This window comes from Planctomycetota bacterium, assembly GCA_016235865.1.
Classification (GTDB): Bacteria; Planctomycetota; MHYJ01; order JACQXL01; family JACQXL01; genus JACRIK01.
The window spans coordinates 77,973-94,947 of the sequence record JACRIK010000003.1 but is presented as its reverse complement, the minus strand read 5'-3'; the positions used below and the strand labels follow the sequence as shown (position 1 = coordinate 94,947).

General features: G+C 51.3%; 17 protein-coding genes and 1 tRNA gene. 13 read left to right on the top strand and 5 right to left on the bottom strand.

Annotated features, from left to right (window positions below):
• Nucleotides 1-127 precede the first annotated feature (127 nt).
• A complete protein-coding gene (locus HZA49_01860) occupies nucleotides 128-634 on the top strand; it encodes a hypothetical protein (protein MBI5778186.1) in 507 nt (168 codons plus the stop codon).
• Nucleotides 635-757: 123 nt separating this feature from the next.
• Nucleotides 758-1,318: a YbhB/YbcL family Raf kinase inhibitor-like protein gene (locus HZA49_01855; GenBank protein MBI5778185.1), complete on the top strand. Its 561-nt coding sequence runs from the start codon at nucleotides 758-760 to the stop codon at nucleotides 1,316-1,318.
• Here the strand turns inward: HZA49_01855 and HZA49_01850 are convergent.
• The 4 genes from HZA49_01850 to HZA49_01835 all read right to left on the bottom strand — a co-directional run bounded on the left by HZA49_01850 (nucleotide 1,303) and on the right by HZA49_01835 (nucleotide 2,967).
• Nucleotides 1,303-1,869 (bottom strand): molybdenum cofactor guanylyltransferase, encoded by a 567-nt coding sequence (locus HZA49_01850; protein ID MBI5778184.1) that lies wholly within the window; start codon nucleotides 1,867-1,869, stop codon nucleotides 1,303-1,305. The two genes, HZA49_01855 and HZA49_01850, sit on opposite strands and share 16 nt — an antisense overlap.
• A gap of 115 nt (nucleotides 1,870-1,984) precedes the next feature.
• Entirely contained in the window at nucleotides 1,985-2,173 is a 189-nt protein-coding gene (locus tag HZA49_01845; protein ID MBI5778183.1) for a hypothetical protein, read from the bottom strand.
• A 102-nt stretch (nucleotides 2,174-2,275) separates the two neighbouring features.
• On the bottom strand, nucleotides 2,276-2,794 hold the full coding sequence (mobB, locus tag HZA49_01840; protein MBI5778182.1) for a molybdopterin-guanine dinucleotide biosynthesis protein B: 519 nt from the start codon (nucleotides 2,792-2,794) through the stop codon (nucleotides 2,276-2,278).
• Between the two features lie 99 nt (nucleotides 2,795-2,893).
• Nucleotides 2,894-2,967 (bottom strand) — tRNA-Arg (locus HZA49_01835).
• An 85-nt stretch (nucleotides 2,968-3,052) separates the two neighbouring features.
• On the opposite strand from HZA49_01835, the gene HZA49_01830 reads away from it, so the two are divergent.
• From HZA49_01830 to HZA49_01820, 3 genes are read left to right on the top strand one after another with little or no spacing between them, the layout of a single operon-like run.
• Nucleotides 3,053-3,955, top strand: coding sequence for a sugar kinase (locus HZA49_01830; GenBank protein MBI5778181.1), 903 nt, complete (start codon nucleotides 3,053-3,055; stop codon nucleotides 3,953-3,955).
• A 5-nt stretch (nucleotides 3,956-3,960) separates the two neighbouring features.
• The gene (locus HZA49_01825) at nucleotides 3,961-4,305 is read left to right on the top strand and encodes a hypothetical protein (protein MBI5778180.1); all 345 of its coding nucleotides are present in this window, start codon (nucleotides 3,961-3,963) and stop codon (nucleotides 4,303-4,305) included.
• Entirely contained in the window at nucleotides 4,289-6,082 is a 1,794-nt protein-coding gene (locus HZA49_01820; GenBank protein MBI5778179.1) for a glutamate mutase L, read from the top strand. Before HZA49_01825 ends, HZA49_01820 begins: the two co-directional genes overlap by 17 nt.
• Before the next feature lie 735 nt (nucleotides 6,083-6,817).
• On the opposite strand, the gene HZA49_01815 is transcribed toward HZA49_01820, so the two are convergent.
• Complete coding sequence (locus tag HZA49_01815) at nucleotides 6,818-7,201, bottom strand: hypothetical protein (GenBank protein MBI5778178.1); 384 nt, start codon at nucleotides 7,199-7,201, stop codon at nucleotides 6,818-6,820.
• Nucleotides 7,202-7,582: 381 nt separating this feature from the next.
• On the opposite strand from HZA49_01815, the gene HZA49_01810 reads away from it, so the two are divergent.
• The 8 genes from HZA49_01810 (at nucleotide 7,583) to selB (ending at nucleotide 16,916) form a co-directional block, all read left to right on the top strand.
• Nucleotides 7,583-8,467: a hypothetical protein gene (locus HZA49_01810; protein MBI5778177.1), complete on the top strand. Its 885-nt coding sequence runs from the start codon at nucleotides 7,583-7,585 to the stop codon at nucleotides 8,465-8,467.
• Nucleotides 8,468-8,687: 220 nt separating this feature from the next.
• Nucleotides 8,688-9,728, top strand: coding sequence for a selenide, water dikinase SelD (gene selD, locus HZA49_01805; GenBank protein ID MBI5778176.1), 1,041 nt, complete (start codon nucleotides 8,688-8,690; stop codon nucleotides 9,726-9,728).
• Nucleotides 9,728-11,194 (top strand): L-seryl-tRNA(Sec) selenium transferase, encoded by a 1,467-nt coding sequence (locus HZA49_01800; protein MBI5778175.1) that lies wholly within the window; start codon nucleotides 9,728-9,730, stop codon nucleotides 11,192-11,194. The genes selD (HZA49_01805) and HZA49_01800 overlap by 1 nt, the downstream gene beginning before the upstream one ends.
• 164 nt (nucleotides 11,195-11,358) lie before the next feature.
• Nucleotides 11,359-12,348 (top strand): selenide, water dikinase SelD, encoded by a 990-nt coding sequence (selD, locus tag HZA49_01795; GenBank protein MBI5778174.1) that lies wholly within the window; start codon nucleotides 11,359-11,361, stop codon nucleotides 12,346-12,348.
• Nucleotides 12,349-12,532: 184 nt separating this feature from the next.
• The gene (locus HZA49_01790; protein MBI5778173.1) at nucleotides 12,533-13,621 is read left to right on the top strand and encodes a 2-hydroxyacyl-CoA dehydratase; all 1,089 of its coding nucleotides are present in this window, start codon (nucleotides 12,533-12,535) and stop codon (nucleotides 13,619-13,621) included.
• A gap of 43 nt (nucleotides 13,622-13,664) precedes the next feature.
• The gene (locus HZA49_01785; GenBank protein ID MBI5778172.1) at nucleotides 13,665-13,907 is read left to right on the top strand and encodes a hypothetical protein; all 243 of its coding nucleotides are present in this window, start codon (nucleotides 13,665-13,667) and stop codon (nucleotides 13,905-13,907) included.
• A gap of 113 nt (nucleotides 13,908-14,020) precedes the next feature.
• Nucleotides 14,021-14,911 carry a 4Fe-4S binding protein gene (locus HZA49_01780; GenBank protein MBI5778171.1) on the top strand — a complete coding sequence of 297 codons (891 nt, stop codon included), beginning with the start codon at nucleotides 14,021-14,023 and terminating at the stop codon, nucleotides 14,909-14,911.
• An 82-nt stretch (nucleotides 14,912-14,993) separates the two neighbouring features.
• Entirely contained in the window at nucleotides 14,994-16,916 is a 1,923-nt protein-coding gene (selB, locus tag HZA49_01775) for a selenocysteine-specific translation elongation factor (protein ID MBI5778170.1), read from the top strand.
• Nucleotides 16,917-16,975: the final 59 nt, after the last annotated feature.

Here is a 16,975-nt window from a genome sequence, read left to right as displayed (position 1 = left end):
AATTTGACAATACAGCGCAACAAAAACCGCTGAATAAAATGGTTGACATACGAGTAAGCAAGCTGTTATGATACCGTAACCGTATGTAACTTTCTGTAACCTATTGTAACATTCTGTAACATTAACAATGGATAAACTTAAACAGACTAAAATGAGCCTGGTCATCGCCATTCCATTGGCCGCCTTCGGCGTCCTGCGCTTTATCAGCGATATGTTGACCGACGCCTCGTCTGGATGGTATCAGGCGCTGGAAGGTACCTTTCTGCGCTATCTCATCCGCGCCCCGTCCGACGGCACATTCTGGGGCGGCTTGTCGGTCCAGTGGGTTAAATTCTTGTCCATTCCCTGCGGCCTCTCGGTTTTATTCCTGCTCTATAGGTTCCTGTCACATAACCTGAAAGAGGCGGATTACCGCTGGAGGCAAACAGCAACCAGGATATTATATGTCGTTGGTTTATTGGTAATGGTCACGATAATGGAACTGGAAAAGAGCACCCATTTCCTGGGCCTGCGCATGGCCGGGCAGTTGGCCGGCGAGGCCGCCTGGCTTAATCATATCATTCATCTGGCCAGCGCCCTGATGGGCTGGTTCTATATGAAATGGCTTAGGTTAAAGATGCCGGATTCTGATTGACTTGGTTAGATATAAAATGTATACATAGGGAAGAATAAATCCCGACATTCGTCGGGATAACTCACTGTAACGCTCTTACGCCCATACGGGCGTGAGACCTAACAGTGAGTAAAAGGAAAACATATGTTTGAAACAAATATCCTGCTATTGATTTGCATTTCCCTGATTATCGGTTGTTCGCGTAACGATGTTGCCGACCCGGCCGTAAAAGGCAATGAGGCGGTTATCAAGCTCACCAGCCCGGCGTTCAGGGATGGGGGAGCGATTCCGGCCAAATACACGGCCGACGGCCAGGACATTTCTCCGGCCCTGGCCTGGGTTGATGTTCCGACCGGTACCAAGACGTTTGTCCTTGTCTGCGATGACCCGGATGCGCCCGGCGGCACTTGGGTTCACTGGTTGATGTATAATATTCCGGTTACGGTTTCCGGATTACCCGATGGCGTTCCTGTTCAGGAGGTTCTGGACAACGGCGCCCAGCAGGGAAAGAGTGACTTCAAGCGTCCGGCCTACGGCGGCCCGGCTCCGCCTTCAGGCACGCACCGTTACTTCTTCAAACTCTATGCCCTGGATAGCGCGCTTCAGTTGGAGCCCAAGACTACTACCAAGGATGTCTTGGTTAATGCCATGGCCGGGCACATTATCGGCAAGGGGCAATTGATGGGCACTTACCGGAGTAAATAGTAATCCTTTAAGGTGTTTACATTAAATAGCCCGTCCCGGTTCAGCCGGATGGTCTTTACTTTGGCCTTGTCAAAGAAATCTATAATCTTGTAATTGCCTTGCCTGATTTGTTCTTGTATGAAGGGGCTGCATTTCTTGGAATATACCGCGCAGAGCGGCTCCAACCCTTTCCTGGTTTCAGGTATGACTACATCGTATCCTTTGTAATTCCGCAGGAGACGCTTTATCAGTTTTGTTTCTATATTGGGCATATCGACGGCAATCACAAAGATGTATTCGGTGGGCGACTTCTTCAATGCCGAATAAATCCCGACCAGACTGCCTAGAATCTTGGAGCGGTCATTGACAATCACTACTTTAGCCGATTTTAGATACCGGTATGGGGCAGGTTGCTTGGCGGAAATAATTATCTTCTGAAATAATCCCTGCAGTTTATTGATGATGATTTCAATGAAGGGTTTGTTATCTATTTTAAGAAACGCTTTATTCCGGCCAATTCTTTTACTCTGCCCGCCGCAAAGTATCACGGCGGTTATTTTATTGTTAGTCATTAGTGTTTTATTCTGGCTTTACCCCGTTAGAGATAGGTCGCCAAGGGCGACCGTAATAAGGAGGTTATTTTACCGTTCTACACAAATAATATAGTGGATTTATATGTTTATTATATTAAGTATCTCTAACGGGGTGAACTTTAATCTTTACTTCCACTTCCTGCGGTTCCGGCACATCGTTCAAACTCTTGAGCATGCCGATGATTGCGAACCCGATGAAATCCTGGACAAAACCCTTGATGGGCACAACCTGGCCGTTGACCTTGACCTGTACTAAGCCGATCTTCTTTTCTTCTCCGGACATAAATAATCCTCTCTTAGTGGCTGTTAGCGACAAAGGAGCGTTACAGCCACTTAGACCCCGATGAACATCGGGGCTTTTTACCACAAGATCCAAAGGGGTTTCTTAGTGCCTTCGTGTCTTCGTGGCTATAAACTCTTTTTCTATAAAATCAGTTATCTTCTTAATTTCATTCAGTCCGAACTGGGGCACCGAATAACCCGTGATTTTTATATCGCTGGCTAAGGCGGCTAATTGGTCGCCTTTATTCCGGCAAATCGGCTCGGTTGATATTGCCTTACGGACTATCTCTATCTTGGGCTTGTTCTCCCGCTTGAACCCCTCGGTGATAATCAAGTCGAATTTATGGGGCTTAAAGAATATCCTGAGCGTCTCATCCAAAGCCAGCGGCTTGGCCAGCCGTTTGACTAACGCTATCTGGTCCGGGCCGGAAATCATGGTCATCTGGCTCCCGGCGTGGAAATGCCGGTAGGAATCCTTGCCCGGGTAATCAATCTCAAACCCGTGCGTATCGTGCTTGATGGTGCCGATATGATACCCGCGCCGGGCCAGTTCCCGGACTATCTTTTCTAATAGCGTGGTCTTGCCGCTGCCGGACTTGCCGACAATAGAAATAACCCTCATAAAGTACCGCCACCTTTCGTAACCATTAAGAAAAATACCCCCGGCAGGACTTGTCATGCCGAAGGCAGATCCGCCTCTGGCGGAAACCTGCTTTTACAATACCCCCGCCCCGACTCGAACGGGGAACCTTCTGGTTCGAAGCCAGCCACTCTATCCAATTGAGCTACGGGGGCAATAATCAGATATATCTGCTAAATCAATTTACTTTATAACTAAAAATATTGAGTTAAGCAATAGATTTTGGTAAATATATGAAATATGTCTTTATTAGTTGTCGGCTCTGTGGCTCTTGATACGATTGAAACCCCGCACGGCAAAGTGGAGAATATCCTGGGCGGCTCGGCCGTCTATTTCTCCTACGGCGCCGGATTCTTCTCGCCGGTCCGCCTGGTCGGCGTGGTCGGTAACGATTTCGCGCAGGATGAGGAACTGGAACTGCTCAAAAGCCGTAAGGTTGACCTGCGCGGGCTAAAGACCGAACCCGGCCAAACCTTCCGCTGGTCCGGCCAGTATGTCGGCGATATGGGCCGGGCCGAGACCCGGGCGGTCGCGCTCGGCGTCTTCGGCGATTTCCAGCCGGTCATTCCCCCTTATTACCAGGATTCCCGATACGTCTTCCTGGCTAACGGCTCTCCCAAACTCCAGAAAAATGTCCTTAAGCAAATTCGCCGTCCCAAATTCGTGGTCTGCGATACCATGAACTACTGGATTGCCAACGAGAAAAAGGCGTTGTTGTCACTGATTGAACACATTGACGGCCTGATTGTCAATAACGACGAGGTGCACCAGTTGACCGGGATGCATCACACGGTCAGCGCGGCCCGGGCCATCCTCAAATGGGGGCCCAAGATGCTCATCATCAAGAAGGGTGAGCACGGCGCCTTGCTGATTACCAAGAACGATTTCTTTGCCATACCCGGTTACCCGATAGAAGTGGTCCGCGACCCGACCGGCGCCGGGGATTCCTTTGCCGGCGGCATGATGGGTTACCTGGCCCGGATCGACAATCTGTCGGTCAAAAACTTGAAGCAGGCGCTGCTTTATGGTAATGTCGTGGCGTCTTTTACCATCGAGGAATTCGGCCTCGAAGGCCTTAAGGACACAAATCGTAAACAGGTTCAGGAGCGGTACAAAAAGCTTCTGTCTATGATTACGGTATAGAGCATATGATGTCTGACGTTAAACAGGGTTTTTGGGATAAAGTGAGATACGCCTTTGCCACCGAGGACGAATCCAAGACCGTGTTTTCGGAAGAGGAAACGGCACTGCTTAACAAGGTGGCTGACGCGGTGGTCAAAAGGCGGCTGGCCGCCCCGGCCCTGATGTTCCTGGAAAGCGTCCGGCCCCTGAATTTCCTGTCCAGCCAGGCCATGGTCTTCTTCCAGCCCATCGTGTCGCTGGCGATTTCCACCAAGGAGGTGGAACTGTTGGCCCAGATACTGGAGCGGCGGAAGAGCATCCCGTTTTTGATAGAATTGATAGAAAAGAGAGAAGATGAGCAAAGAACTTAATGTCATTATCGCCACTGATTGCGGCAGCACCACTACCAAGGCCATATTAATAGAAAAGATGCCGTCCGGCGAATACCGCCAGACCTTCCGGGGCGAGGCGCCCACCACGGTCGAAGCGCCCTTTGAGGATGTGACCAAAGGCGTGTTAAACGGCATTTCCGAAATAGAGGAATTGTCCGGCCGCAAAATCCTGGACGGCGAAAAGATTATCTATCCCAATAACGGCAATGTCGGGGTTGACCTTTATGTTTCCACCAGCAGCGCCGGCGGCGGACTGCAGATGATGGTGGCCGGCGCGGTCAAGAGCATGACCGGTGAAAGCGCGCAAAGAGCCGCGCTCGGCGCCGGCTCTATTGTTATGGATGTCCTGGCCTCCAATGACGGCCGGCTGGGTTATGAAAAGATAGAACGCATCCGCCAACTCCGGCCTGATATGGTCCTGTTATCCGGCGGCACAGACGGCGGCACCGTCACCCACGTGGTGGAACTGGCCGAATACCTGGCCGCGGCCGACCCCAAGCCGCGCTTCGGCATCGGCTATCAACTGCCGGTAATATTCGCCGGCAACAAAGAGGCGCGCACCCAGATTGACGGGATTCTCGGCAAGCGGACGGCTTTGTATATTACTGATAATATCAGGCCGACCCTGGAACGGGAAAACCTGATTCCGGCCCGGACCAAGATACACGATTTATTCCTGGAGCATGTCATGGCCCAGGCACCCGGTTATAAGAAACTCATGTCCTGGGCCGGCGCGCCCATTATGCCCACGCCGGCCGCGGTGGGTCTCATTATGGAGGCCATCTCCAAGAAGCAGGGCATCAACGTGGTCGGTGTTGATATCGGCGGCGCCACTACCGACACTTTTTCGGTCTTTGACGGTATTTTCAACCGCACGGTCAGCGCCAATCTGGGCATGAGTTACTCTATCTCCAACGTCCTGGCCGAGGCCGGACTGCCCAATATTATGCGCTGGGTGCCCTTTGACGTCCAGGAAGAGGATATCCGCAACCGCATCAAGAACAAGATGATTCGCCCGACCACTATCCCGCAGACCCGGGACGAACTGCAGATAGAACAGGCCATTGCCCGCGAGGCACTGCGCCTGGCATTTGAACACCACAAGCAGTTGGCCGTGGGACTAAAAGGCGTCCAGCAGGAACGTTCGATTTCCGATGCCTTTGACCAGTCGGCCAGCGGCCAGACCCTGATTGACATGAACCGCCTGCACCTGATTGTCGGCTCAGGCGGCATACTCTCGCACGCCCCCAGAAGGGTCCAGTCCATGGTCATGATGATTGACTCCTACCAGCCGGCCGGAATCACCCACCTGTCCGTGGACAGCATCTTTATGATGCCGCACCTGGGCGTCTTGTCCACGGTCAATGAAAAGGCGGCCACCGACGTCTTTGACCGGGACTGTATGGTTTACCTGGGCGCGGCCATCTGCCCGGTCGGACTGGCCAAACCCGGCGACCGGTGCGTGGAATACAAGATTACCTATCCGGACGGCAAGACCACCGTTGATTCTATGCCCTTCGGCGAGATAAAACTCTATCCGTTGAATGTCGGCCATGAAGCCACCATCGAGGTCCATCCCAGCAAGAACTTTGACATGGGTGAAGGCAAAGGCAAGGTGGTCAGGAAAAAGGTCAAAGGCGGCGTAGTCGGTATTATCATTGACACCAGAGGCCGTCCGCTGGCGCTGCCTGAAGAAAAGACCGCCCGGGTCAATGCCCTGCAGAAATGGGCCAAGGCCGTTAATCTTTATTCATAACCATCACCGAAAGCATTAAGGGAAATGTTTGGTAACCAGTTTCTAAAAAAAGTGCCTGATAATCTGTGTAAATAAAGGGATAGAAACCGAGGTGTGCCACCTAACTTGAATTAGTGTAAATTTTAGACCCCATAGATACGATAGCCAATACCCTCTCCATTATTACCGGATATCCATTCGTAGCAATACCGATACCCTCTGATACGACAACAGATACCCTCTCATACGTCAACCGATACCCACTGATACGACAACCAGTATCCACTGATACGACAACCAGTACCTACTGATACGACAATCAGTACCCATAGATACGTCAACTGGTACCCATGGATACGATAACCGGCACCCAGAGATACGACAAGAGACACCTATGGATACGACAACCGGTACCTATGGTTAATATATGAGGGGGGTAGGGGGTAGTATACCCCGGGGGGAGGAGTAGTAGGGGTAGTACCATTTTAGGGTATTACTATGTTGAATTTTTCAACACTTTCACTATAAAACCGTCAAATTTCTTCTATTTTGACCGTATTTTAGCCGGATTTCATTCTATAATTAGATGGAATCTGCAGATATGTGATTATAGGCATTTTATGCCTGATTTTGCAGTAAATATGACATTTAGAGTTGACAATTAAGCAATAATCACTACGTTTCAAGAATGCCTAATTCCGACGCTGCCCATGTCGGGATAAGGGACTGTAAAGGTCGTTTTACTCCTAACAGCCCCTATAACATATTGGGCGAGATTTCTATGGCGGTCATCCATTTGCTTTTGAAGGCCCAGTCCCCGGACACGCAGACCCGGTCCTGGTTGGTATAGGAGTCGTGGAAGACTTTGGCCTTGCCCTGGCGCTGGAGCCGGCCCAGGGTCAGTTTGATGCCCATCTGGGCCGCGGTTTCCGCCGGCAGCAGCTCCCTTAACTTCACGGTGATTATCTGGGCATAGTCGGCCTGGAGCGCCTTGACCGAGACGTTCTTGTTGGCCTGGAGATACTGCCATAACCTGATAGCCGATAAGTCCAGTTCCGTGTCCACCATTTCCGTATTGTCCGGCTGACCGCCTTTGGCGAGCCTCGCCTTGTCGGGCGGGGTGTTAGAGGATTTGGGCATAGGTAAGACCTTTCTTATGGCGTCGCATTTCTTAGGTTAAGGGTTAGTTACCTTTTATCGTATTTTCCGGAAAGATTCTTAACTGGAATAATTCAGATATTTTGGTTTTAGAGAACCCTCTATTTTTCCCCTCCCTTGATGGGAGGGGTTCCCCGATGGACATCGGGGCACCCTGCCCTCTCCCACCCCGAAATAATCGGGACTCCGCTGCCGCTCCGCAATGGGGGAGAGGGTTTTCAGCAGAGCTAAATATTTTTACGATTCTACTTGACATCTGATTAATGACGGGGTATAATAATATATAGATTCTTAGAGTCCACATCTGTGATTGAGGGCGCATTTACGGCGCCGCGCAAACAAACTAAATAGGAGGTGCATACTATGAAAAAGATTCTCATCCTTTCGTCGGTTCTGGCCCTGGCATTTCTTGTTTCTTCAGACTTGAGGTCGCAGGATAATACCAGCACCAGGTCGGTCGAGGTCAAGGACTATCCCATGGCCGTGACCAACAACACCAATAATAGGCCGTCTTCGTTCGCCAAGGTGCTCACCCCGCAGTTGATTCAGGAGGATAAGCACGTGCCGGATGATTTCCCGGTCTTCAGTTCCGGCAAGGTGGAAGGCGTGGAATTGATGCTGATTGACCAGAACAAGAACGGCTCGTATGATGAGATCGGTACCGACCTGATGGTCTTTGACAAGTCCCGCTACGGCGTGCCGGTCAGCAGCGTCATCAATCTCAAGAACAAGCTCTACGAGTGCAAGGTCGACCCCAAGGGCGTAAGTATCTCGCTCAAGCCCTACGAAGGCAAATGCAACGAGCTCGACCTGCTGGGCGGATTTAAGTGCCCGACCGGCGTGGACCTGCTCATCGTCAATTCCGGCGATATCTATATTAATGTGGCCGGCAACAAGAAAGCCCTGGTGCCGGTCGGTTCCTATAATCTCTGGCTGGGCTATATTGAGGAAGGCACCAGCCACGCGGCTATCAAGCAGAACCAGATGAAGCCCATAGAGGTGGCCGAGGCGGTTGACAAGGACGGTAAGATAGTCACGACCAGCGTCCAGTGGGGCGCGTCATTCAGGTTTGAGTTTAATTTTTCCGTGGACGACTACGACAAGGTCAAGGTGACCTATAAATCCATCCGGGTCTTTGGCAGCGCGGATGAGGAATACTATAATTTCAGCCCCAAGATTTTCCCCCAGGTCGAGGTGCTCGATGGCGCGAAAACCCAGGTCAGCAAAGGCGCCTTCTGTGTGGGCTGAGGGGGCTCGATTAATGATTACTCCGGTGGAGTAAAGAAAGGTGCCCAGCGCCCCTTTAGCGTGAAACTCTTCTGCAACCACAAACTGCTCGGCGAGGTGAAAGGAGAGAAAGGGGAATGATTGTGCACTTTACCCCGTTAGAAAGTTCTAAACGCGATATTCTTAGGCAGAAATGTAGGTTTATCTGCTCTTTAAGGGGCTTTCTAACGGGGCGAGTACTATGTCAAATATCCGGCTTACCAGCACGGTCCAGAGCGGCGGCTGCGCCGCTAAACTAAGCCCGGATATCCTTTCCAGCGCCCTGCGCAATCTGCCCATCAGCAGACACCCCAATCTCCTGGTCGGCCTGGCCCGGCCTGATGATGCCGGCGTATATAAATTATCACCTGAAATAGCCATCATCCAGACCGTGGATTTCTTCCCGCCTATCGTGGACCAGCCCTATCTCTTCGGCCAGATTGCCGCAACTAATGCCCTGAGCGATGTCTATGCCATGGGCGGTAAACCGATTACCGCCATGAATGTGGTCGGTTTCCCGGCCTCTAAATTCCCGCTTGATGTCCTGCGTGAAATGCTTAGGGGCGGGATGGACAAGATTCAGGAATCCGGCGCGGTCCTGGTGGGCGGGCATACCATCAATGACACGGAACTGAAATACGGACTGTCCGTGACCGGCACAGTCCATCCGGATGAGATTATCACCAATTCCCAGGCCCGGCCCGGCGATTGCCTGATACTTACCAAGCCGCTGGGCACCGGGGTATTTACCTCGGCGCTCAAGGCCGGCAGGGTTAAGCAGGACGGGATGAAACCGGTTATTAAATCCATGCTCACGCTTAACAGGATTGCATCAGAAATAGCGGTAAAGATGAAAGCCAATGCCTGCACGGATGTGACGGGTTTTTCGTTCATCGGGCATAGTTATCTGATGGCGTCAAACAGCAGGGTCAGCATGGTTATAGACCACCAGGCCGTGCCAATGTTTGACGGGGCGCTGGAGCTGTCTAAAGCCGGATTTGTGCCCTGCGGCACCCGCAATAACCGGCGGTCATATCAGCGTTATGTCAGCATGCCCAAAGGACTGCCTGAGGAAATGGTTAATCTGCTCTTTGACCCGCAGACCTCAGGCGGGTTGTTGATAAGCGTGCCTCAGAATAAGGCGCAATTATTGTTGCAAAAACTCAGGGCGAAAGGTATTAAAGAGGCAACCATTATTGGTAGGGTTATAAAACCGGGAAAGAAGCGAATTACCGTAATATAATGAAACCACAGATAGACACAGATAAACACAGTAAAGGCGTCTTGCTAAGAGGAATTCCGTCCATTGAAGAGATACTGCAATTCGATAAAACAGCGGCGCTTTTAGCGGCCTGCCCGCGTTCCCTGGTGGTCCAATCCGTGCGCAGTGTTTTAGATAAACTCCGGCAGTCAATCAAGGCGCTCCGATGCTCACGAACGGAGCGCCCCGCATCCTCGCAGGGCATCGGGACGTTGGATAGAGAAGAGATAGCCGGATTCCGGATGCCGGATACAGAAGGAATATTCTCGTTAGTGGAGAAAGAGGTGCGCCAGCGGACTATGCCTTTGTTCCGCCGGTCTATCAATGCCACGGGTATTGTGCTTCATACCGGTCTGGGCCGGGCTGTGCTGCCGGCTTCGGCTGTGGATGCGCTCAAGCATCATATCAGCGGTTATTCGCGCCTGGCGGTTGACCTCAAGACCGGATTGCGGAAAGACCGGGATAAGATTATTGAAGGGCTGATTTGCGAGATGACCGGCGCCCAGGCCGCGACCGTGGTCAATAACAATGCGGCGGCTACGATTCTTATTCTCAATACCCTGGCTAAGGGCAAGGAGGTTGTCTGCTCGCGCGGCCAGATGGTGGAAATCGGCGGCTCGTTCCGGATTCCGGATATCATGGAGACCAGCGGCGCACGCCTGAAGAGTATCGGCACGACCAACCGGACCCATCTCAAGGATTACCAAAAAGCGATTAACGCCAATACCGGAGCGCTGCTCAAGGTCCACGCCAGTAATTTCCGGATTGTCGGATTTACCTCCGAGGTGGATATCAAGGAGCTGGCCGTATTGGGGCATAAGCATAAACTACCGGTTATAGATGATATCGGTTCCGGCGCATTAATTGACCTGTCTTCTTTCGGGCTGACCGGCGAACCGCTGGTGTCTGAGAGCATCAAGGCCGGAGCTGATGTGATTTGCTTCAGCTCTGATAAACTCATGGGCGGTCCCCAGGCCGGCATTATTATCGGCAAGAAGAAATATATTGAGGTCATCAGGAAGAATCCGTTATATCGGGCGTTCCGGGCCGGTAAACTTACCTTGGTGGCACTGGAAGAGACCCTGAAATTATTCCGGGATAAGGATACGGTTATGCAGGCCAACCCGACCTTGAGGATGCTGACCACTGATAGAAAGACGCTGGGCCAAAGGGCTGAGGCGTTTAAGAACAGGTTGGCGGACGCAGTGGTGATTGACGACTATTCCCAGGCCGGCAGCGGTTCCCTGGCCGGATACAATATACCGACCAAGGCCGTGGCAATAAAACCCAAGGGCATTTCAGCCCAGAGATTATCCGACCAACTCAGGCAGCGCGAGATACCTATTTTAGCCCGGCTCAAGGATAACCGGGTGCTCTTTGATATGCGGACTATTTTGGATGGCGAAGATACTGAAATAATAAATGCGTTGAAAGAGATAATAAGATAAACACGAATGGCACGAATGAGGACGAATGACACGAATAATTCGCTATCGCGGCTACTGCGGTATTCGTACGATTCGCTATTATTCGTCTGATTCGTGTTAGAATTTATATGACAGAAAAAGTAAGATTGACCAAATTTGTCTCGTGCGTGGGCTGAGCCGGCAAGATGTCCCCCAAGGACCTGGCGCAGGTTCTGCGCCAATTGCCCAAATTTGAGGATGCCAATATGCTGGTCAGCGGTGATACGCTTGATGACGCCGGGGTCTATCGCATCAGCGACGAGATTGCCCTGGTCCAGACCGTGGATATCTTTACGCCGGTGGTGGACGACCCCTATGACTACGGCGCGATTGTGGCGGCCAATTCCCTGAGCGATGTCTATGCCATGGGCGGCCGGCCTTTGACCGTGCTGAATATCATTGGGTTTCCGCCCAAGAAGATGGACCACAATGTCATCGCTCAGATTCTCAAGGGTGGGGCGGATAAGGTCAAGGAATCCGGCGCGGTCATCGTGGGCGGGCACAGCATCATTGACCCGGAGGTTAAATACGGCATGGCTGTGACCGGCCTGATTCACCCGAAGAGGATAGTCACCAATGCCGGCGCCGGGGTCGGCGATGTGTTGATACTGACTAAGCCGCTGGGCATCGGGATTATTACCATGGCTAACACCATGGATAAGGTGGCTGATGACCTGATGAAACGGATAGTTAAATCAATGGCCACGCTCAACAAGACCGCGTCCGAGGTGATGCTTAAGATAGGAACGAATGCTTGTACTGATATAACCGGATTCGGGCTGATAGGCCACGCTTATAATATCGGGCTGATGAGCCAGGTGACACTGAGATTCAGCGCCGAGCAGATTCCGGTGTTTGAAGAGGCCAGGGCATTTGCCCGGGACAGTATTATGCCAGGCGGGTCGTTCAGCAATAAGGACTATTACGGCCAGTTTAGCCGGATAGAAGACGGGGTGGCTGAAGAGATGCAGAATATCGCGTTTGATGCTCAGACCTCAGGCGGGCTATTGATGTCCGTGCCCAAGGACAAGGCGGATGAGATGCTTAAAGAACTGCATAACCAGGGCGTCAGCGATGCGGTCGTGGTCGGCGAGGTGATTCCTAATCAGGAATCACATATTGTATTGGGTAAATAGGAATACGAACACGAATGACACGAATCGGAGCGAATGGTACGAATGTAATTACTTATTCGTCTTATTCGTTCTATTCGTGTGATTCGTGTTAAATATTATGGTTAGTAGTAAATCCTCTTGTTGTTCCGTTCAATCTGCTAAATCCTGTTGTCCAACCCAGAATCCTCTGGCGTATTTTGACCATATGATTGAGAACTGCCTCAAGTATGCCCGTCAGGCCAAGAAACAGGGCAAACCAATAGTCGGCATATTCTGCGAATACACGCCCCGGGAAATCATTATGGCCGCCAATGCCGTGCCGGTGTGCATGTGCGGGGGCAGTAACCAGACCATCTCGGCGGCTGAGCAGGACCTGCCGGCTAATCTCTGCCCGCTGATTAAGAGTTCCTACGGCTACGCCAAACTCAAATGCAATCCGTTTCTGGAAATGGCTGATTTGCTGGTCGGCGAGACCACCTGCGACGGCAAGAAGAAGATGTTTGAGATTCTCGGACAGACCAGGCCGATGTATATCCTGGAACTGCCCCAGAAGGTAGATGACAAGCAGGCGTTTGAGCACTGGAAACAGGAATTGGTTAAGTTCCGGAAGTATCTGGAAAAGGAATTCGGGACCAAGATAACCGACAAGCGATTGAAAGCTGCGATTAAGGTTATGAATCAGGAACGCCAACTCAGGCGGCAAATAGCCGAGCTGGCCAAATCGAATCCGCCTCTCCTGTCCGGCATGGATATCCTCAATGCCAAGAGTTTAATCTCCGGCATACCTGATGATTTCAAGGCCTATGATGCCATAGTCAGCTCGGCCAGAAGAAATGATTCTAAGAAAGACGGGCGCCCGCGCATCCTGGTCACCGGAGTGCCTATGCCGCACGAGGCGGAAAAGGTGATGAGGATTATAGAGGACGTGGGCGGCGCGGTAGTGGCCCAGGAAAACTGCACCGGCTTAAGGCCAATTGAAACAGATGTGCGCGAGGACATTGACCCGATTCAGGCGCTGGCTGAGAAATACTTCTACCTGCCTTGTTCGGTCATGACTCCGAACACCCGGCGCCTGAAGGCGCTGGACCGACTGATAAAGCAATATAAGCCCCAGGCCGTTATAGAACTTATCTGGCAGGGCTGTCTGACCTATGATGTGGAGTCATACTTTATCCGAAAGCACATCAAGCAGAAACACCGCTTGCCGTATCTGAAAATAGAAACCAACTATTCGCCGTCTGATTCCGGGCAGTTAAAATCGCGCATCCAGGCATTACTGGAAATGATTGACTGAAATATTTGCCTAACCGGCAATTAATGCTAATATAAGAGCGCTTATGAAATCAGTGATTAATGTTTTTACGGTAATTCTGCTTATGGCGGCGGTGGCCGGACTGGTTTACGGTTTCGGTTTCAGCAAGTATGACGTTCTCAAAGGGCCGGCCAAGGAAGGCGCGTTGCCTGAAACCGTTACAATGACCGAGCCGGATTTGATGGACCAGATGTGCTATGACGGCATTACCCGGGATAAGGATGGTAACCTGCTTATCAAAGAGCGCGAAAAGGCCTGCTCCACCTGAGGGAGCAAATAAGATACCCGCCGTGTGCGGGGTAATAATAGTTAATAATTATGAGTTATTAGTTATTAATTCTAACTGATAACTCATAGTTTATAATTCATAATTAACTGTAAATGTCTGCAAAGCAGAAATCAAGTATCAACCTCTGGCGCCGGATAACCCAAACCGTATTTGTCTTTCTGCTTAATCCTTATTTCTTTACTTATCGCCAGGTTTGTTTCCCGGTACTGAATTGCTGGGGCTGTCCGGTCTCGGCATTCGCCTGCCCGATTGGAGCTTTAGGCCAGTTCTTTGCCAACGGCGTTTTCCCCTTTATTGTTCTGGGCACGATTGTTCTTTTCGGCGCGCTCCTGGGCCGGATGCTCTGCGGCTGGGTCTGCCCTTTTGGGTTTATTCAGGATTTGCTCTATAAGATACCGGGCCGGAAATTCAATCTGCCGTCATTCCTGAAATACGGCAAATACGCGGCTCTGGTTATCATGGTCATTCTGATTCCGCTATTTTTCGGGATTGACCTGACTCCGGGTCAGACCACGCCCCAGGATTTCTTCTTCTGCCGGCTTTGCCCGGCCGGGACGCTTGAGGCCTTTATGCCGCTTTCTATAACACCGGCTGATGCCAAAACCACTGAAGTTGCTCCGGCGATAAACCAGCAGTTTACAGATGGACAGGGTGCGGATGGCCAGAAGAGTAGTTTCTGGATGATATGGCTGAAATCACCCAGGTTCTGGATACTGATTGCTTTTATAGTTCTTTTCGTGTTAATCAGCCGTCCGTTATGCCGGGCGGTGTGTCCGATTGGCGCCATGTTTGCGCTTCTCAACAAGTTCAGCCTCTACAAGCTGGCTATAGACAAGAATAAGTGCACGGAATGCGAGGCGTGTTACAATATTTGCCCGACGGCTGTGCATACTCACATTTCGCCCAATTCACCGGAATGCACCCGCTGCCTGGAATGCCAGAAAGAATGCCCGACCGAGGCGATAGAAAATAAGTACTTCTAACTGAAGAACGAAAGAACGGAAGGACGAAAGTACTGCAAGCGGTTGTTCTTTAGTTCTTAGGTTCTTCCGTCTTTTAGTTTGTATGGAATATGTTTTGATTGGCACAGCCGGTCACGTGGACCACGGCAAGAGCACGCTGATTAAGGCCTTAAGCGGGATTGACCCGGACCGGCTCAAAGAGGAAAAAGAGCGGGAGATGACTATAGACATCGGGTTCGCCAATTTCCTCCTGCCCGGCGGGCGGCTGGCCCAGATAATTGATGTCCCGGGTCATGAGCGCTTTATCAAGAATATGCTGGCCGGGGTTAATACCGTTGACCTGGTCCTGTTTGTGGTTGATGCCAACGAGGGCGTTAAGCCCCAGACCCGGGAGCATTTTGATATCCTGAATCTGCTGGCTATCAAGAGCGGAATTATTGTCCTAACCAAGGTGGATATAACCAGTCCGGAACGCCTGGAAGAAACTATGCTTGGGATTTCCGAATTGGTCAAAGGCAGTTTTCTGGAGAATGCGCCGGTGCTCAAAGTATCGTCAGTCACCGGCGCGGGATTGCCCGAATTAATCAACACCATAGACCGCCTGGCGCCCAATATTCCCCAGCGCAATAAAGACCTGCCGGTCCGTTTGCCGATAGACCGTATCTTTACCATGAGCGGTTCGGGTACGGTCATTACCGGCACATTGGTCAGCGGGGTATTGAAGGTTAATGATATCCTTGAGGTGTTGCCCCAGAAGATTCCGGCCCGGGTGCGCCAAATCCAGTCCTACGGCGGCAAGGTGGCCCAGATTACAGCCGGCCAGCGGGCCGGTATAAACCTGGCCGGCATCAAGAAGGAAGACCTGATTCGAGGCAATACCCTGGCTGCGCCGGGTTATATTGCCCCGACCTCCATATTTGACGCGGCTATAGAGATTCTGCCCGGTTGCCCGCGTCCGGTCAAGAACTTTACCCGGGTCCGGCTACATATCGGCACCGGTGAGTTCCTGGGACGGATTGTTCTGCTGGATAAGGATAAACTTGAGCCGGGACAGGACGGCCTCATCCAGTTTAAGTCTGAGTTGCCGCTGAGCGTGGCCAAGGACGACCGGTTTGTGATGCGTTTATATGCGCCGATGATTACCATCGGCGGCGGGCATATCATTGATGCCCATCCGGTAAAACACAAGCGCTTTCAGGCCGAGATTGTGGAGCAGCTTGAAGCGCTGGAGGTGTCTGATGACGGAGATTCGGTGGAGCAGGTGCTGATTAATTCAGGCATCGTTTCCGTTAATTCCAAAGATATTCTGGCCAAGGTCAATCTGCCCGAACCGGAGGTGGAACAGGCCATCAATAAATTATCAGACGCGGGGCGGGTAATTATTGCCGGAGCCAGAGCCCGGCGGATAATGCATGCCGATAATTTCAGGCTGCTCAAAGACCGGATAATCAAGGAGATGAACGACTTTTATCTTAAGAACCCAGCCATAATTAATATCCCGCTCAAGGAGATAAAATCAGTATTGGCTAAAAGCGCAATAACGGATGATTTTATTGAAAGCGCATTAACCGGGTTATCCGAAGAGGGTGCGGTGCAATTAACCGGTGAATCCGCCAAACTCAGCCGATATTCCATTAAACTGACCGATAAACAAGCGCAACTTAAGGAGCGGACGGAAAAGATTTTCCTTGATAACCTCTTCAGCCCGCCCGGGATTGATGGCCTGGAAAAGGCATTGAATGTAAAACCCAGGGCCTTGGAGGAGATGATTCATATATTAAAGGAGATGGATATTTTGGTGGGCCTGTCCGATGGTGTGGTCATGCACCGCCAGGCCGTAATCAAAGCGACCCAGGCGCTCAAGGAACACCTGAACCGGAATGCGAATATTAAAGCCGGCGAGTTTTCCAGATTGGTGAATACTTCTCGCAAATACGCGATTCCGTTATTAGAATACCTGGATACCATCAAGGTGACTAAAAGGGAAGGTGATGTAAGGGTGTTGGCGAACATGGAGCATAGGTAAGAGTGTATTGTCCCGATGATTATCGGGACATAAGAATCTGTAACGTCATTCCGCCACTG

Bases quoted from the DNA above. Each gene is read 5' to 3' on its own strand.
- HZA49_01820 (MBI5778179.1), top strand. From the start codon at position 4,289: ATGAGCAAAGAACTTAATGTCATTATCGCCACTGATTGCGGCAGCACC.
- selB (MBI5778170.1), top strand. From the start codon at position 14,994: ATGGAATATGTTTTGATTGGCACAGCCGGTCACGTGGACCACGGCAAG.
- HZA49_01860 (MBI5778186.1), top strand. From the start codon at position 128: ATGGATAAACTTAAACAGACTAAAATGAGCCTGGTCATCGCCATTCCA.
- HZA49_01800 (MBI5778175.1), top strand. From the start codon at position 9,728: ATGAAACCACAGATAGACACAGATAAACACAGTAAAGGCGTCTTGCTA.
- HZA49_01850 (MBI5778184.1), bottom strand. From the start codon at position 1,869: ATGACTAACAATAAAATAACCGCCGTGATACTTTGCGGCGGGCAGAGT.
- HZA49_01790 (MBI5778173.1), top strand. From the start codon at position 12,533: ATGATTGAGAACTGCCTCAAGTATGCCCGTCAGGCCAAGAAACAGGGC.
- mobB (MBI5778182.1), bottom strand. From the start codon at position 2,794: ATGAGGGTTATTTCTATTGTCGGCAAGTCCGGCAGCGGCAAGACCACG.
- HZA49_01845 (MBI5778183.1), bottom strand. From the start codon at position 2,173: ATGTCCGGAGAAGAAAAGAAGATCGGCTTAGTACAGGTCAAGGTCAAC.
- HZA49_01780 (MBI5778171.1), top strand. From the start codon at position 14,021: ATGTCTGCAAAGCAGAAATCAAGTATCAACCTCTGGCGCCGGATAACC.
- HZA49_01825 (MBI5778180.1), top strand. From the start codon at position 3,961: ATGATGTCTGACGTTAAACAGGGTTTTTGGGATAAAGTGAGATACGCC.
- HZA49_01855 (MBI5778185.1), top strand. From the start codon at position 758: ATGTTTGAAACAAATATCCTGCTATTGATTTGCATTTCCCTGATTATC.
- selD (MBI5778176.1), top strand. From the start codon at position 8,688: ATGTCAAATATCCGGCTTACCAGCACGGTCCAGAGCGGCGGCTGCGCC.
- HZA49_01830 (MBI5778181.1), top strand. From the start codon at position 3,053: ATGTCTTTATTAGTTGTCGGCTCTGTGGCTCTTGATACGATTGAAACC.
- selD (MBI5778174.1), top strand. From the start codon at position 11,359: ATGTCCCCCAAGGACCTGGCGCAGGTTCTGCGCCAATTGCCCAAATTT.
- HZA49_01815 (MBI5778178.1), bottom strand. From the start codon at position 7,201: ATGCCCAAATCCTCTAACACCCCGCCCGACAAGGCGAGGCTCGCCAAA.
- HZA49_01810 (MBI5778177.1), top strand. From the start codon at position 7,583: ATGAAAAAGATTCTCATCCTTTCGTCGGTTCTGGCCCTGGCATTTCTT.
- HZA49_01785 (MBI5778172.1), top strand. From the start codon at position 13,665: ATGAAATCAGTGATTAATGTTTTTACGGTAATTCTGCTTATGGCGGCG.